The following is a 15,681-nucleotide window of genomic DNA, read 5'->3' as shown; positions in this document are numbered from 1 at the left end:
TCAAATCCTCACTGGGCCGCGACGGCTGGCGTGTTGTAGAGCACGATCGCAGCGGTCACCAGCAAATTGATCAGGGTCAGCGGCAGGCAGAACTTCCAGCTGAAGTCCATCACCTGGTCATAGCGTGGGCGCGGGATCGAGGCGCGCAGCAGGATGAACAGCATGATGAAGAACGCGGTCTTCAGGGCGAACCACAGGAACGACAGTTGCGGCAGGATGCCGAACGGGCCGTGCCAGCCGCCGAAGAACAGGGTTACCAGCAGCGCCGAGATGAGGATGATGCCGATGTACTCACCGACGAAGAACATGCCCCACTTCATGCCGGCATACTCGATGTGGTAGCCGTCGGCCAGTTCCTGTTCTGCTTCCGGCTGGTCGAACGGGTGACGGTGAGTCACGGCGACGCCAGCGATGAAGAAGGTGCAGAAGCCGAAGAACTGCGGAATGATGAACCACAGGTTCTGCGCCTGGTACTCAACGATGTCGCGCATGTTGAACGAACCCACCTGCACCACCACGCCCATCAGCGCCAGGCCCAGGAACACTTCGTACGACACGGTCTGTGCCGAAGCACGCAAGCTGCCCAGCAGGGCGTACTTGTTGTTCGACGACCAGCCGGCGAACAGCACCGCGTAGACCGACAGGCCGGCCATGGCGAAGAAGAACAGCAGGCCGATGTTCAGGTCGGCAACGCCCCAGGTCGGGGTGATCGGGATGACCACGAAGGCGATCAGCAGGGCGCTCATGGCCACTACCGGTGCCAGGGTGAAGATCACGCGATCGACGAAGGGTGGGTTCCAGTCTTCCTTGAAGAACATCTTCAGCATGTCGGCAGCGATCTGGAACATGCCGAACGGGCCGACGCGGTTCGGACCGTAACGGTCCTGCCACCAGCCCAGCAGGCGGCGCTCGACGAAGCTGAGCAGCGCACCGCAGACCACCACCGCCAGCAGGACCACGATGGCCCGCAGCACGGTGAGGATCACATCGATCACTTCGGGGGTGAACCAGCTCATTGTGCTGCCTCCTGCAGACCTTCGACGGATGCACCGAAGATGGCAGGCGGAATGCCAGCCAGGCCTTTCGGCAGCGCGACCAGGCCAGCGCCCAGCTCTTCATTGATACGCAGCGGCAGGCGCAGGGCCACACCGGCGACGTTCAGGCTCAGCAGGGCGCCTTCGTTGACGCCCAGGCGGTCGGCTTCGGACTTGGCCAGGGCCACGTAGGCAGCCGGGATGCGTTCTTGGACCGGAGCAGCGCGCGAGGAGCTTTCTTCGCTGCCGAACAGGTGGAAGAACGGCACGGCAGTCCAGGTGCCACGGGCCGGGTTGAAGGCCCCCGGAATGGCGTTGAACCAGTTCAGGCGGTCGCCTTGCGATTCGATCAGGCGTACGCCTGGGTCACCGGCACGCAGGTGGCCACCGACCTCGTCCTGAAACTTGTTCCAGGCTTGTGGGGAGTTCCAGCCCGGCGACCAGGCGAACGGCACCTGCTGGCGCGGTTCGGCCGAACCCGAGTAGCCTTCCATGGAGAAGGCGAACGCGGTGTCCTTGTCTTGCGGGGTGCGCGGCTCGTGCACACTGATGTTGGCACGCATGGCGGTACGGCCGGAGTAGCGCAGCGGCTCACGGGCCAGCTTCATGCCCTTGATGCGGAACGCAGCGCTCGGCGCGGCGTTGACGATGCCGGCCAGTTGCGGAGCGGCTTCGGCGCAGGCGCTGGTGACGTGGTCCAGCTGGGTCCAGTCGACCGGCTTGTTCAGCAGGGTGGCACGCAGGGCGTGCATCCAGCGCCAGCCTTCGTGGATCTGGATGCTGCTGTCCAGGTACTGCGGGTCGAACACCTGGAAGAAGCGCTGGGCACGGCCTTCCTGGCTGACCAGGGTACCGTCGCCTTCGGCGAACGAGGCGGCCGGCAGCACCAGGTGGGCGCGGTCGACGGTGGCGGTTTTGGAGTGATCGGCAACGATCACCACCTTGGCCGCAGCCAGGGCAGCATCGACCTTGGCGGCCGGTACGCGGGCGTACAGGTCGTTTTCCAGCACCACGATGGCATCGGCTTTGCCGCTGATGACCGCGTCCAGGGCGGCATCGACCGACTCGCCACCGAGCATGGCCAGGCCGAGGCTGTTGGCCTCAGGCACCACCAGGCTCAGCGAGCCGTTTTTCTCGCGCAGCTTCAGGGCCTTGGCGATGTTGGCAGCCGCTTCGATCAGCGCCGGGTCGGCCAGCGAAGTACCGGCTACGACCAGTGGGCGCTTGGCGGCGACCAGGGCGTCGGCGATGCGCTGGGCCAGGGCCTGGGCTTCGTCGTCCAGGCCGGCGACGGCAGGGGCGCTCGGGTCGATGGCGTGGGCCACGGCGAAACCGATGCGGGCCAGGTCGGCCGGTGCGGCGTGTACGCACTCTTCGGCGACGTCGTCCAGCTTGGTTTCAGCCAGGGATGCGATGAACAGCGGGTACAGCGCGTGCTGGCCAATGTTCTTCACGGCAGCGTCGAGCCAAGGCTGCACTTTCATGGCTTCGGCCATGGCCTCGGCCTTGCCTTTGGTGGCCTGGCGCACGGCCAGGGCAACGCGGGCAGCGGTCTGGGTCAGGTCTTCACCGAGCACAAACACGGCGTCGTGGTCTTCGATGTCGCGCAGGGTCGGCACGGGCAGCGGGCTGTTGTTCAGCACGTTCAGGGCCAGGCGTACGCGGGCCAGTTCGCCAGCTTCCATGCCCGAGTAGAAGTATTCGGCGCCGACCAGCTCACGCAGGCCGTAGTTGCTTTCGAGGCTGGCGCGTGGCGAGCCGATACCGACGATGGTACGGCCGCGCAGCAGGTCGGCGGCCTTGTCCAGGGCGGCGTCCAGGCCCAGCTTGGTGCCGTCGGCCAGTTGTGGCTGGCGTGGGCGGTCCTTGCGGTTGACGTAGCCGTAGCCGAAGCGGCCGCGGTCGCACAGGAAGTACTGGTTGACCGAACCGTTGAAGCGGTTTTCGATACGGCGCAGTTCGCCGTAGCGCTCACCCGGGCTGATGTTGCAGCCGCTGGAGCAGCCATGGCAGATGCTTGGGGCGAACTGCATGTCCCACTTGCGGTTGTAGCGCTCGGAGTGGGTCTTGTCGGTGAATACGCCGGTCGGGCAGACCTCGGTCAGGTTGCCGGAGAACTCGCTTTCCAGCACACCGTCTTCGACGCGGCCGAAGTACACGTTGTCGTGGGCGCCGTATACGCCCAGGTCGGTACCACCGGCGTAGTCCTTGTAGTAGCGCACGCAACGGTAGCAGGCGATGCAGCGGTTCATCTCATGGGCGATGAACGGGCCGAGGTCCTGGTTCTGGTGGGTACGCTTGGTGAAACGGTAGCGGCGCTCGTTGTGGCCGGTCATTACCGTCATGTCCTGCAGGTGGCAGTGACCGCCTTCCTCGCACACCGGGCAGTCGTGCGGGTGGTTGGTCATCAGCCATTCGACGACGCTGGCGCGGAACGCCTTCGACTCTTCGTCGTCGATGGAGATCCAGGTGCCGTCGGAAGCAGGGGTCATGCAGGACATGACGATACGACCACGGGTGTCGTTCTCGTCGGTGTACTGCTTGACTGCGCACTGCCGGCAGGCGCCAACGCTACCAAGCGCCGGGTGCCAGCAGAAATAAGGGATGTCGAGGCCGAGCGACAGACACGCCTGTAACAGGTTGTCTGCACCGTTGACTTCGAGCGCTTTGCCGTCTACGTGGATAGTGGCCATTGTTCAAAGTTCTTCGTTGGCCCGCGTGAGCGGGCGTGGCTAATGGAAATCGGTGAGCTTGCGACACGCCTCGATTGCTCGGGCCTGCCGGTAAGCTGGCGAGTGGCACGGACCACCCGCCTAATCATCTTGTTATGCGCCGACCACGATCGGCTTCGCCAGGTCGGGGCGCAGGGTGGCAGCGCTTTCTGGCGCCACACCGGCCTCGAACTCCGAGCGGAAGTATTTGATGGCACTGCCCAGCGGCTCGACGGCACCCGGTGCGTGAGCACAGAAGGTACGGCCTGGGCCGAGGAAGTTGACCAGCCCCAGCAGCGTCTCGATGTCTTCGGCGCGGCCCTGGCCTCTTTCCAGTGCACGCAGCATCTTCACGCTCCACGGCAGGCCGTCACGGCATGGCGTGCACCAGCCGCACGACTCGCGGGCGAAGAACTCTTCCATGTTGCGCAGCAGCGACACCATGTTGATGCTGTCGTCGACCGCCATGGCCAGGCCAGTACCCATACGGGTGCCGACCTTGGCGATGCCACCGGCGTACATTTGCGCATCGAGGTGCTCAGGCAGCAGGAAGCCGGTACCGGCGCCGCCTGGCTGCCAGCACTTGAGCTTGAAGCCATCGCGCATGCCACCGGCGTAGTCTTCGAACAGTTCGCGCGCGGTAACGCCGAATGGCAGTTCCCACAGGCCTGGGTTCTTTACCTTGCCGGAGAAGCCCATCAGCTTGGTGCCATGGTCTTCGCTGCCTTCGCGGGCCAGCGACTTGTACCAGTCGTTGCCGTTGGCGACGATGGCCGGGACGTTGCACAGGGTTTCGACGTTGTTCACGCACGTCGGCTTGCCCCACACGCCAACGGCGGCAGGGAAGGGCGGCTTGGAGCGCGGGTTGGCGCGGCGGCCTTCCAGCGAGTTGATCAGCGCGGTTTCTTCACCGCAGATGTAGCGGCCGGCACCGGTGTGCACGAACAGCTCGAAATCGAAACCGCTGCCCAGGATGTTCTTGCCCAGCAGGCCGGCGGCCTTGGCTTCATCGATGGCGCGGTTGAGGTTCTTCGCTGCGGTGGTGTATTCGCCACGCAGGAAGATGTAGCCGCGGTAGGCCTTGAGGGCGCGGGCGCTGATCAGCATGCCCTCGACCAGCAGATGGGGCTGTTGCTCCATCAGCATGCGGTCCTTCCAGGTGTTCGGCTCCATTTCGTCCGCGTTGCACAGCAGGTAGCGGATGTTCATGGATTCGTCTTTGGGCATCAGGCCCCACTTCACGCCAGTGGGGAAGCCTGCACCGCCACGGCCCTTGAGGCCGGAGTCCTTGACGCTTTGCACGATGTCGTCGGCGGACATTTGCGCCAGCGCCTTGCGGGCTGCGGCGTAGCCGTTCTTCGATTCGTACTCGGCCAGCCAGACCGGCTCGCCGTCGTCACGCAGGCGCCAGGTCAGCGGGTGGGTTTCGGCCGAGCGCGCGATGCGGTTGGCCGGGCCGAAGGAAGTAATGGTCATACGTAACCCTCCAGCAGTTTGGAAACGCCAGCCGGCTGCACGTCACCGAAGGTGTCGTCGTCGATCATCAGCGCCGGGGCCTTGTCGCAGTTGCCCAGGCAGCACACGGGCAGCAGGGTGAAACGGCCGTCGGCGGTGGTCTGGCCGAGGCCGATGCCCAGCTCGCTCTCAATCTGGCTGACCACCGACTCATGGCCGCCGATGTAGCAGACCATGCTGTCGCACACGCGGATGATGTGGCGGCCGACCGGTTGGCGGAAGATCTGGCTGTAGAAGGTGGCGACACCCTCGACGTCGCTGGCCGGAATGCCCAGCACTTCGCCGATGGCGTGAATGGCGCCGTCTGGCACCCAGCCACGCTCCTTCTGGACGATCTTCAGGGCTTCGATGGACGCCGCGCGCGGGTCCTCGTAGTGATGCATTTCGTGCTCGATGGCCGAGCGCTCGGTTTCGCTCAGGGCGAAACGGTCTGTCTGGATAAGCGTGCTGTTCATGCTTAGCGGTCCACGTCAGCCATAACGAAGTCGATACTGCCCAGGTACGCAATGAGGTCGGCGACCATGCTGCCTTTGATCACCGAAGGGATCTGCTGCAGGTGCGGGTAGCTCGGGGTGCGGATCCGGGTGCGGTAGCTCATGGTGCCGCCATCGCTCGTCAGGTAGTAACTGTTGATGCCCTTGGTCGCTTCGATCATCTGGAACGACTCGTTGGCCGGCATGACCGGGCCCCACGAGACTTGCAGGAAGTGCGTGATCAGGGTCTCGATGTGCTGCAGGGTGCGCTCTTTCGGCGGCGGCGTCGTCAGCGGGTGATCCGCCTTGTACGGGCCTTCCGGCATGTTGCGCAGGCACTGGTCGATGATGCGGATACTCTGACGCATCTCCTCGACACGGACCATGCAGCGATCGTAGGCATCGCCGTTGTGGGCCAGCGGTACTTCGAACTCGAAGTTCTCGTAGCCGGAGTAAGGGCGGGCTTTACGCAGGTCGAAGTTGCAACCGGTGGCACGCAAGCCGGCACCGGTGGTGCCCCATTCCAGCGCTTCCTTGGTGTTGTACGCGGCAACGCCGATGGTACGGCCCTTGAGGATGCTGTTTTGCAGGGCGGCCTTGGTGTATTCGTCGAGGCGCTTGGGCAGCCATTCGACGAAGTCCTTGACCAGCTTGTCCCAGCCACGTGGCAGGTCGTGGGCGACGCCACCGATGCGGTACCAGGCCGGGTGCAGGCGGAAACCGGTGATCGCTTCGATCACGGTGTAGGCGCGCTGGCGGTCGGTGAAGGTGAAGAACACCGGGGTCATGGCGCCGACGTCCTGGATGTAGGTACCCAGGAACAGCAGGTGGCTGGTGATGCGGAAGAACTCGGCCAGCATGATGCGAATCACGTCGACCTTCTGCGGCACCTTGATGCCGGCCAGCTTCTCTACCGCAAGCACGTACGGCAGGTTGTTCATCACCCCGCCGAGGTAATCGATACGGTCGGTATAGGGGATGAAGCTGTGCCAGGACTGGCGCTCGGCCATTTTTTCGGCGCCACGGTGGTGGTAGCCGATGTCCGGTACGCAGTCGACGATTTCTTCACCGTCCAGCTGCAGGACGATACGGAACGCACCGTGCGCCGAAGGGTGGTTGGGGCCGAGGTTGAGGAACATGTAGTCCTCGTTGGCGCCCTGACGTTTCATGCCCCAGGCTTCCGGGTTGAAGCGTGCCGATTCCTCTTCAAGCTGCTGCTTGGCCAGGGTCAGGCTGTAGGGGTCGAACTCGGTCGCACGGGCAGGGTAGTCCTTGCGCAGCGGGTGACCTTCCCAGGTCGGCGGCATCATGATGCGGCTGAGGTGCGGGTGGCCGGCAAAGTCGATGCCGAACATGTCCCAGACTTCGCGCTCGTACCAGTTGGCGTTTGGCCAGATGCCCGTCACGGTCGGCAGGTTCAGGTCGCCTTCGCTGAGCGACACCTTGATCATCACATCGCTGTTACGCTCGATCGACAACAGGTGGTAGAACACGCTGAAATCGGCGGCTGGCAGACCACGGCGCTGGGTGCGCAGGCGCTCGTCGACGCCATGCAGGTCGTACAGCATGCTGTAAGGCTTGGCGACGCCGCGCAGGAAGCTGAGCACCTCTTTGAGCTGGGCGCGTTTTACCCACAGCACGGGCATGCCGGTGCGGGTCTCCTGGGCGACGAATGCTTCGGCGCCAAAACGGTTGTTCAGTTCGACGACCACATCCTGGTCGTCAGCCTTGTAGGGCGGAATGAAAATAGCGTTGTCCGCTGTCATGGTCTCGGTCGCTTTGGGTCAACGTTAAGAATGAAGCCAGGCCGCCGGCTCCTTCGGGAGCGGGCGGCAGGTCGCTGGATCAGACTTCGTCGGGGCTGCGCAGGTTGGTTACTGCAATGCGCTGCTCACGACGCAGGTCTTTCTGGGCTGGCATCTCGGCACGGTAAATACCTTGATCACCAACAACCCAGGAAAGCGGGCGTCGTTCTTGGCCGATCGACTCCTGCAACAGCATCAAGCCTTGCAGGAAAGCCTCAGGGCGTGGCGGGCAGCCAGGCACATAGACGTCCACGGGGAGGAACTTGTCGACCCCCTGAACGACCGAGTAGATGTCGTACATGCCACCGGAGTTGGCGCACGAACCCATGGAAATGACCCATTTTGGTTCGAGCATCTGCTCGTACAGGCGCTGGATGATCGGCGCCATCTTCACGAAGCAGGTACCGGCAATGACCATGAAGTCGGCCTGACGCGGCGAGGCCCGGATGACTTCGGCGCCGAAGCGGGCGATGTCGTGGGGTGCCGTGAAGGCCGTGGTCATTTCCACGTAGCAGCAGGACAGGCCGAAGTTGTACGGCCAGAGGGAGTTCTTGCGGCCCCAATTGACCGCGCCACGCAGCACATCTTCAAGTTTGCCCATGAAGATGTTCTTGTGGACCTGGTCCTCCAGCAGTTGATCGGTGACGGTTTCCCGTTCACCGACCGGGTACTGCTCGTTGGGCGCATCCGGATCGATTCTGGTGAGATTGTATTGCATGCCAAAGCCTCATTGTTTCAGCTTCGCTTGCCGCTTGCGGCGACCTTCGGGAGCCCAATCAAGTGCCCCGACGCGCCATAGGTAGACAAGACCTGCCAACAGAATTGCTATGAAAACGAGTGCTTCGACGAATCCGGTCCAGCCGCTTTCGCGGACGGACACAGACCATGCAAAGAGAAAGAGGGCTTCGATATCGAAGATCACGAACAGCATCGCGACCAGATAGAATTTGGCGGACAGGCGCAGGCGAGCGCTGCCGACGGGCAGCATGCCGGATTCGAAGGGTTCGTTCTTGGCGCGGCCCCAAGCCTTGCTACCGAGCAGGCTGGACAGGCCGAGCATGAAGGCGCACAGGCCGACGACACCCAGGAGGAAGATGGCAAAGCCCCAGTTGTGGGCGATGAGTCCTGCCGAATCGGACATGCTAGAGATCCTTATACAGAGACCCAGCTCTGCAGTCTGAAATAAGTGTAGAGCGGCGACTTGGCGTCGCACATGCAGTGACCAAATGTCGCAGCCGAATCAATCGCGCTGATTTTATGGGTAAACCTGGTGCAAGTAAAATTTCTGTCGCAAATTTATTCGTAGGATTAAGTAAAAAAACCGTTCGTAACTGGCTGAGAGCCTTGAGATTCGGGCATTACGCGCGGTTTTGTTAATTATGTTTCTTGCAGCGGGTAACGAATTGCAAACCCTGTAATGATAATTAATATCATTTGAACTGCTGCGTTCGAATTTCGCTGTTCTGCGCCTTGTAAAGTTCATCTGGCGATTCCCCCTACTTGCAATTGCAAAAAACCCTTGTTCTAGCAGCTCTCGGTCCTGCGCGCACCGCTCTGGGTCAATACTTTATCGGTTGAGCGATGACCGACTGATGAAGCGATGGCCCATTGGCCGAGCCAGTAGGCGAGGATGATCAGGTACGGTGCGGCGGCGAACGGGCTGACGAAGCGGTCGATGCCGATCAGGCTGTCGGAGAACACGAACAGGCCGGCACCGAGCGCGGCCAATCCCCCGCAGGCCAGTGCGCGCCAGAGCATGGCGCTGATAGCCAGGGCGTAGAGCGCTACCGGGATCAGCAGCGGGCCGAGTCCGTTGCTGGCCAGTACGCCGAGCAGCGCGATGCCAGTGATTGCGCTGAAGATCAGTGCGGGCAGGGCGGGGCGCAGGGTAATGCCGCAATAGCCGCGCAGGTAAGCAAGGTGGGCGCAAAGGAAGGCGGCCAGGCCGAACACGAACAGGTCGGCGGGGATGGCCAGCAGGATGTCACCGAGTACCGAGAAGCCCAGGCCGATCGAGATCCATGTGCGATAAGGCGAAACCGGGGTGCTGCGCAGCCAGGCAATCAAGGCCAGCACCGGGATGGGTTTGGCCATCAGGGCGAGCAGGGTGTTGTCGCTGGCCAGTGCATATATATAGAGGGCAGCGGCGGTCAGGGCGAGAATCATCAGGTGGCTTGGACGAGGCATGGGCGGTCCCTGCTGCTGGGCTGCCACAAGCATAGACCTGATCCAGGGTTTTGCTGTGGCCCGTGCCGGCCCTTTCGCGGGTAAACCCGTTCCTGCAGCGGCCTGCGCCCAATCGCCGATGTGTGTCTCCTCCCGATCAGTGTAGGAGCGGGTTTACCCGCGAATACGGTAGCGGCGGCAACGGTGAACGGCTGGTGAAAATTGGCCAGCAGGCCCGGCCCTTTCTCGGGTAAAAACAAAGGCCCGGAGCTTTCACAAGCCCCGGGCCTTTGTTCAACGGCAACCCACTATCAGTGGAACTGCTCTTCTTCGGTCGAGCCGGTCAGTGCAGTCACCGACGAAGCGCCACCCTGGATCACGGTGGTCATGTCGTCGAAGTAGCCGGTGCCCACTTCCTGCTGGTGCGCCACGAAGGTGTAGCCCTTGCTGGCGTCAGCGAATTCCTGCTCCTGCAGCTTCACGTAGGCGGTCATGTCGTTACGGGCGTAGTCGTGCGCCAGGTTGAACATGCCGTGCCACATGTTGTGGATGCCGGCCAGGGTGATGAACTGATGCTTGTAACCCATGGCCGACAGCTCGCGCTGGAACTTGGCGATGGTGGCGTCGTCCAGGTTTTTCTTCCAGTTGAAGGAAGGCGAGCAGTTGTACGACAGGATCTGGTCCGGGTATTCCTTCTTGATCGCCTCGGCGAAACGGCGGGCTTCGTCCAGGTCCGGCTTGGCCGTTTCGCACCAGATCAGGTCGGCGTACGGGGCGTAGGCCAGGCCGCGGGCAATGGCCTGGTCGAGGCCGGCGCGGACCTTGTAGAAGCCTTCGCGGGTGCGCTCGCCAACCACGAACGGCTGGTCGTACGGGTCGCAGTCGCTGGTCAGCAGGTCGGCGGCGTTGGCATCGGTGCGGGCCAGGATGATGGTCGGTACACCCGACACGTCAGCGGCCAGGCGCGCGGCTACCAGCTTCTGTACGGCTTCCTGGGTCGGTACCAGCACCTTGCCGCCCATGTGGCCGCATTTTTTAACCGAGGCCAGCTGGTCTTCGAAGTGCACGCCGGCGGCGCCTGCTTCGATCATGTTCTTCATCAGCTCGTAGGCGTTCAGTACGCCACCGAAACCGGCTTCGGCGTCGGCCACGATGGGCGCGAAGTAGTCGATGTAGCCGTCGTCGCCCGGGTTCTTGCCGGCTTTCCACTGGATCTGGTCGGCGCGGCGGAACGCGTTGTTGATGCGTTTGACCACGGTCGGTACCGAGTCGACCGGGTACAGCGACTGGTCAGGGTACATCGACTCGGCCGAGTTGTTGTCGGCGGCAACCTGCCAGCCGGACAGGTAGATGGCCTGGATGCCGGCCTTGACTTGTTGTACAGCCTGGCCGCCGGTCAGGGCGCCCATGCAGTTGACGAAATCTTTGTCGGGGCGGAAGGACGGGTGAGCACCTTCGGTGACCAGCTTCCACAGTTTTTCTGCACCCTGACGGGCAAAGGTGTGCTCAGGTTGCACGGAGCCACGCAGGCGAACGACATCAGCGGCGGTGTAGGTACGGGTCACGCCTTTCCAGCGCGGGTTTTCGGCCCAGTCTTTCTCGAGGGCTGCAATTTGCTGTTCGCGTGTCAGTGCCATGGAAATAAACCTCGTCGCATCGATCTTGGGTTAATTGTGCTGATGCTCGGAGCAGATCAGGTGCCTGGCGGCTGTCCTGTTCGCAGGAATGCGGCGGCGAACGCGAAGGCTCGAAGGGGAAGGGTGGGCAGACCAGGCGAAGGTGTGCTCCGGCAGGTCGGCTCGTGGTTGCCTTGCTGCGGTGCGACGCGATTGCCAGTACTGCGGTGATGCGCTTCCGTCCCTCGGGACAACTTCTTCGTTGCAGTCGCAATCCCGTCGAACCGCCTTGTGGGCCGTATAGACACGAGGCGCCTCCAGGGGTGGGAGGAGTACGCCTCGAAGGCCCTTGCCAGGGCCCCTGATTAGCGGGAGCGAGGCCATCATGCCCTTGGGAAAAAGACCCTGTCAAATGTTTTGTAGTGCTTTTTTGTCCTTACTACATCTTTGGTCTAATGCGACTTGGCAGTCAGTTTCAAGGCCTTTGGTCGAAGCCTTGAATTGCCTGGGATCAGTCCACAAGGTCGACTTTGACCCGCAATGTCATGTTTTCACCCCGTTGGGTGCTGTACGTGTGGCTTGACGCGCTGCGGTCGGCTTGGCTCTGCTGGTTGAACCCCGCCAGGGTGATCCACTCGCCGAGCTTGCCAGTGACTGTCGTGTCGGTACTTTGCACTTTCACTACATCTGCACGTTCATGGCTGATACGGTCATTATTGCTGCTTATTTGCAGACGAACCGTTTCGCCGCTCAGGCTTGGGGTTACGTAGAAGCCTTGGGTCACGTTGCGGTATTCGGTGTTGCTCTGAATGCGCCCATAGCCGTCTGTGCTGGTGCTGGTAATGGGGATGCTCTGGCCCACCTGGATCAGGGCCGGTTGCCCTTCGCTGGCTTGTACCTGCTGCATGCCGCCGTCGCGGTTGCTGGTGCCGTAGTGAATGACGCGTGCGTTGCCGCGGTTGTCCTGGAAATTGCTGTCGTTGTTGTCGACGCTGATCAGCAGGCGCTTGGGCGCGGTGTCCAGCTGTTGCAGCAGGGCGCGCAGGTCGTCGATGCGCTCGGGGCTGGCGTTGACGATCAGTTTGTTCTCGAAGGCGCTGACCGTGCCGTCCTTGCCGATGAAAGCCTGCAGGGCGGGCAGCAGTTCGGCGCTGCTGCGATGCTGAAGTGGCACCACCTCGGTGGCGGCGTGGGCGGTGAGGCTGGCGACCAGCAACAGGGAGGCGAAAAGGGGGCGTAGCGGCATGTCCATGATCTCCGCAGGTGGAACCAACATGATGGCAAATTTGCTGACTTTTTGCCGGATCTGGATCACGCAGGCACGGTTGCAGTCGGTCGTATTATCCTGATTTATCTTGTAGGCTATAAATTATAGTAGGCAAGATAATTGAGGTTAATTGCATGTCTCCCGTTCGCCCGCTCCTACGCCGTAATCAGTTGGCCAACGCACTGGCCCAAGACTTGGCCGGCGAGTCGTTGGTCGATTACAGCTCGGGCATGTTCCTGGCCGCGCCCCGGCGTACGGGCAAGAGCACCTTCCTCAACAACGACTTCATACCGGAATGCGTACAGCGCGGCTGGCTACCGGTTTACGTCGACCTGTGGTCGGATCGTGACGCCGCCCCTGCGCAGCTCATCAGTGGCGCCATCGGTACTGCGCTGGCCAGATTCGAAGGTGCGCTGGCCAGGACGGCGAAAAAGGCCGGTATCGACAAGATCAACCTGCTGCGCACCCTGAGCTGGGATTTCACCCGCCCGCAACTGCCTGCGGGGACTACCCTGGCCCAGGCGCTTGCCGTGTTGCATCAAGTGTCAGGGCAGCTGGTAGTGCTGATCATCGACGAGGCTCAGCACGCCCTTAACAGCGAAGATGGCCTCAATGCTATGTTCGCGCTGAAAGCCGCGCGTGACCATCTTAACCGTGGCGACCGTCCGGACGGCTTGCGCCTGGTGTTCACGGGCTCTAGTCGCGACAAGCTGGCCAACCTGGTACTCAAGAGCAAGCAGCCATTCTTTGGTGCCAGCATCACGCCATTTCCGTTGCTGGGGCGTGAATATGTCGAATTCATCACCGCCTTGTGGAACCGTCGCCTGGCCGACAGTAACCAGTTCAAGGTAGAGGACCTGGCATACGCGTTCGAATTGGTCGGCCGGCGCCCGGAAATGCTCAACAAACTGTTGGCCGAAGTTAGCGTCGGCCTGGGTGAGGCGGGCAACCTGGGTGAACTGCTGCGCAATGGGGCGCTGAACCATCAAGCCGGGGTGTGGAGTGACTACGAAAGCGCTTGGAACGAACTTACGCCGTTGCAGCAGGCCGTGCTAGCGGTCATGGCCGAGCGCACGCTGGGCCGGCAGCCGTTTTCCCCATTTACCGAGCAAACCCTGGTTGAGGTCAGCCGCAAGCTGGAGCAGGCCCAGGCGGTAGCCAACGTCAACACGGCAAACGTACAGAAGGCCCTCGACGCCCTGCGCGACAAGGAGCTGGTATGGAAGGCCAATCGTGGCGAGTACGCGTTGGAGGATACTTCCATGGCCGAATGGCTCGCCCGCGACCAGGCAGTTGCCAGCCACAGGTGAACCTTTGAGGTGCCCCGTAAGTCGCACTCACAGGGAGCGCGTGGGGTGATTGCATGAACGGTGTCCTGATCTTGCTGTTATGGCTTTGCAGTCTGGGTGCACAGGCTGCAGCGGACACGCTGCGCATCAAGCAGTTGCAGCGTTGCGGCGACTTGTTCAGCGATAGCCAGCAGCAATGGTGCCTGCGTGCCGAGGGGCTCGGGGCAAACCTGCCAACGGTATGGTTGGGCGGTGTGCGGCTGTCAGAAGCCAATGTCGGGCGGCAAGGTGACCGGCTGACGCTGAAACTGGCGAGAGAAGCCCAGCGCAGCGCCCCGCTCTGGCTGGCCGATGGCGGCCGCACCAGCAACCCGGTATGGCTGACCCGCCAGCGCAGTCATGTGATCGCCGCAGGGCCTGATGAAGTGGCGAAGAACATGGACGGCCTGACCACTTATGTCGATCTGGTCAGCCTGTTGATCGAAGAAAAATACGACGGCCTCGGCGAGGCCCGGCGCATCGCCGGTAAATACGGCGCCCAGGTTGTCGGTGCCATACCGCCGCTGAATGTCTACCAGTTGCGCTTGCCGGTAAAGAACCTGGTGCAGCGCGATGCGATGGTCCTGCGCATGGGCAGTGAAGTCAGCGTGGATGCCGTGATTGTCGAAGAGTCCGCCCCCGAGCGCGGGGAGGAGGGCAATGGGCGCGGCACCCGGGCCATCGACCAGGCGGACGAATGGGCGGCCAATCGCTTCATGGACGCGCTGTATTTCTACCGGCGCCGGATTGCCGCCTCTGGCTTGCCGGTGAAGCCCGTGCGGGTCGGGGTAATCGAGCGTGAAGTGGACTTTGACGCCCCAGGGTTCGGCGATTATCGAGGGGGCTGCGAACGAGGCCAGACATGCCTCTTCGCTCGCGACGGTGATCGCCCGGCCAGCCACGGCAGCCATGTTGCGGGCATTCTCGCTGCGCAGGGTGAGGGCTTTTTGCCGGGGCTGGGCAAGCACAGCCCTGGCTTCGAGGTGGTGGTAGAGCGCAACTCGGATGCCGGTATCACCGCCAACATCGCTGCCTCGGTGAACCTGGTCGAAGATGGCGTGCGGGTGCTGAACTGGAGCTGGGGCATCCACCGGGTCGGCGCGCGCGATGTCAACGGTGATGAGGTCGATTCGCTGGTGCGTTCCGGGCTGGCAATGAGTGGCTACGAGGAGTTGCTTGAGGAGTTTTTCCTCTGGCTGCGCAAGGAGCACCCTGATGTGGTGGTGGTGAATTCGGCGGGCAATGGTGCGTCCTGGTCGGGGACCGATGAATATCGCCTGCCTTCGTCATTCATCACCGAACAATTGCTGGTGGTGGGCGGGCATCAGCGCAGTGGCAAGGCTACGGCAGTTGAAGCCCACGATCATGTGCGCAAGCGTCACAGTTCCAACATCGACATGCGCGTGGATGTCAGTGCTGCTGCCTGCATACGCCCGGTGTCTGCCGAGGCTGCGCATTGCGGCACGTCGTACGCAACACCCTTGGTGACTGCCACTGTGGCGACGATGCTGTCGATCAACCCGGCACTTACCCCGGAACAGGTGCGCATGCTGTTGCGGCGCAGTGCCTTGACCCTGGGCGCCGAACAGGATTTTGAAGCGATGGATGCCGAAGACCTGACGGCGCCGATCCTGCCCTCAGAGCGTGGCGGCCGCCTGAACGACCCGGACCTGGGCCGTTCGGCGCGCCTGGACATGCAGCGTGCGCTGGACCTGGCCGTGCAGAGCCTGGAACGGGTGCGTTGAGCGGTGGCCGCTGTCAGACAA

Annotated in this window: 12 protein-coding genes; 2 read left to right on the top strand and 10 right to left on the bottom strand. The window is 62.5% G+C overall.

What is annotated here, in order from left to right; genetic code table 11:
• Nucleotides 1-8: 8 nt before the first annotated feature.
• The 10 genes from nuoH to C4Q27_RS02070 all read right to left on the bottom strand — a co-directional run bounded on the left by nuoH (nt 9) and on the right by C4Q27_RS02070 (nt 12,596).
• Nucleotides 9-1,016, bottom strand: coding sequence for an NADH-quinone oxidoreductase subunit NuoH (gene nuoH / locus C4Q27_RS02120; protein WP_003251440.1), 1,008 nt, complete (start codon nt 1,014-1,016; stop codon nt 9-11).
• Nucleotides 1,013-3,727 carry an NADH-quinone oxidoreductase subunit NuoG gene (nuoG, locus tag C4Q27_RS02115; protein WP_020192001.1) on the bottom strand — a complete coding sequence of 905 codons (2,715 nt, stop codon included), beginning with the start codon at nt 3,725-3,727 and terminating at the stop codon, nt 1,013-1,015. The genes nuoH and nuoG overlap by 4 nt, the downstream gene beginning before the upstream one ends.
• Before the next feature lie 132 nt (nt 3,728-3,859).
• The gene (nuoF, locus tag C4Q27_RS02110) at nt 3,860-5,221 is read right to left on the bottom strand and encodes an NADH-quinone oxidoreductase subunit NuoF (RefSeq protein ID WP_020192000.1); all 1,362 of its coding nucleotides are present in this window, start codon (nt 5,219-5,221) and stop codon (nt 3,860-3,862) included.
• On the bottom strand, nt 5,218-5,715 hold the full coding sequence (gene nuoE / locus C4Q27_RS02105) for an NADH-quinone oxidoreductase subunit NuoE (protein WP_104886394.1): 498 nt from the start codon (nt 5,713-5,715) through the stop codon (nt 5,218-5,220). The genes nuoF and nuoE overlap by 4 nt, the downstream gene beginning before the upstream one ends.
• A 2-nt stretch (nt 5,716-5,717) precedes the next feature.
• A complete protein-coding gene (gene nuoC, locus C4Q27_RS02100) occupies nt 5,718-7,499 on the bottom strand; it encodes an NADH-quinone oxidoreductase subunit C/D (protein ID WP_003251431.1) in 1,782 nt (593 codons plus the stop codon).
• Nucleotides 7,500-7,578: 79 nt separating this feature from the next.
• The gene (locus tag C4Q27_RS02095; RefSeq protein WP_003251429.1) at nt 7,579-8,256 is read right to left on the bottom strand and encodes an NADH-quinone oxidoreductase subunit B family protein; all 678 of its coding nucleotides are present in this window, start codon (nt 8,254-8,256) and stop codon (nt 7,579-7,581) included.
• A gap of 9 nt (nt 8,257-8,265) precedes the next feature.
• Nucleotides 8,266-8,679: an NADH-quinone oxidoreductase subunit A gene (locus C4Q27_RS02090; RefSeq protein ID WP_003251427.1), complete on the bottom strand. Its 414-nt coding sequence runs from the start codon at nt 8,677-8,679 to the stop codon at nt 8,266-8,268.
• A gap of 383 nt (nt 8,680-9,062) precedes the next feature.
• Complete coding sequence (locus C4Q27_RS02085) at nt 9,063-9,725, bottom strand: lysoplasmalogenase (RefSeq protein WP_177409987.1); 663 nt, start codon at nt 9,723-9,725, stop codon at nt 9,063-9,065.
• Between the two features lie 290 nt (nt 9,726-10,015).
• Nucleotides 10,016-11,341 carry an isocitrate lyase gene (aceA, locus tag C4Q27_RS02075; protein WP_010954897.1) on the bottom strand — a complete coding sequence of 442 codons (1,326 nt, stop codon included), beginning with the start codon at nt 11,339-11,341 and terminating at the stop codon, nt 10,016-10,018.
• A gap of 490 nt (nt 11,342-11,831) precedes the next feature.
• Nucleotides 11,832-12,596, bottom strand: a complete 765-nt coding sequence (locus C4Q27_RS02070; RefSeq protein WP_177409986.1) for a secretin N-terminal domain-containing protein — start codon at nt 12,594-12,596, stop codon at nt 11,832-11,834.
• A gap of 125 nt (nt 12,597-12,721) precedes the next feature.
• Here C4Q27_RS02070 and C4Q27_RS02065 point away from each other — a divergent pair, with 125 nt between their 5' ends.
• Both C4Q27_RS02065 and C4Q27_RS02060 read left to right on the top strand, forming a co-directional pair.
• The gene (locus tag C4Q27_RS02065; RefSeq protein ID WP_020191997.1) at nt 12,722-13,897 is read left to right on the top strand and encodes a hypothetical protein; all 1,176 of its coding nucleotides are present in this window, start codon (nt 12,722-12,724) and stop codon (nt 13,895-13,897) included.
• 53 nt (nt 13,898-13,950) lie between these two features.
• Nucleotides 13,951-15,660, top strand: coding sequence for a S8/S53 family peptidase (locus tag C4Q27_RS02060; RefSeq protein WP_012051775.1), 1,710 nt, complete (start codon nt 13,951-13,953; stop codon nt 15,658-15,660).
• Nucleotides 15,661-15,681: the final 21 nt, after the last annotated feature.

Origin of the sequence: Pseudomonas sp. SWI36, from assembly GCF_002948105.1 — a bacterium.
GTDB lineage: Bacteria > Pseudomonadota > Gammaproteobacteria > Pseudomonadales > Pseudomonadaceae > Aquipseudomonas > Aquipseudomonas alloputida.
This window is presented reverse-complemented; position numbering and strand designations above follow the sequence as displayed.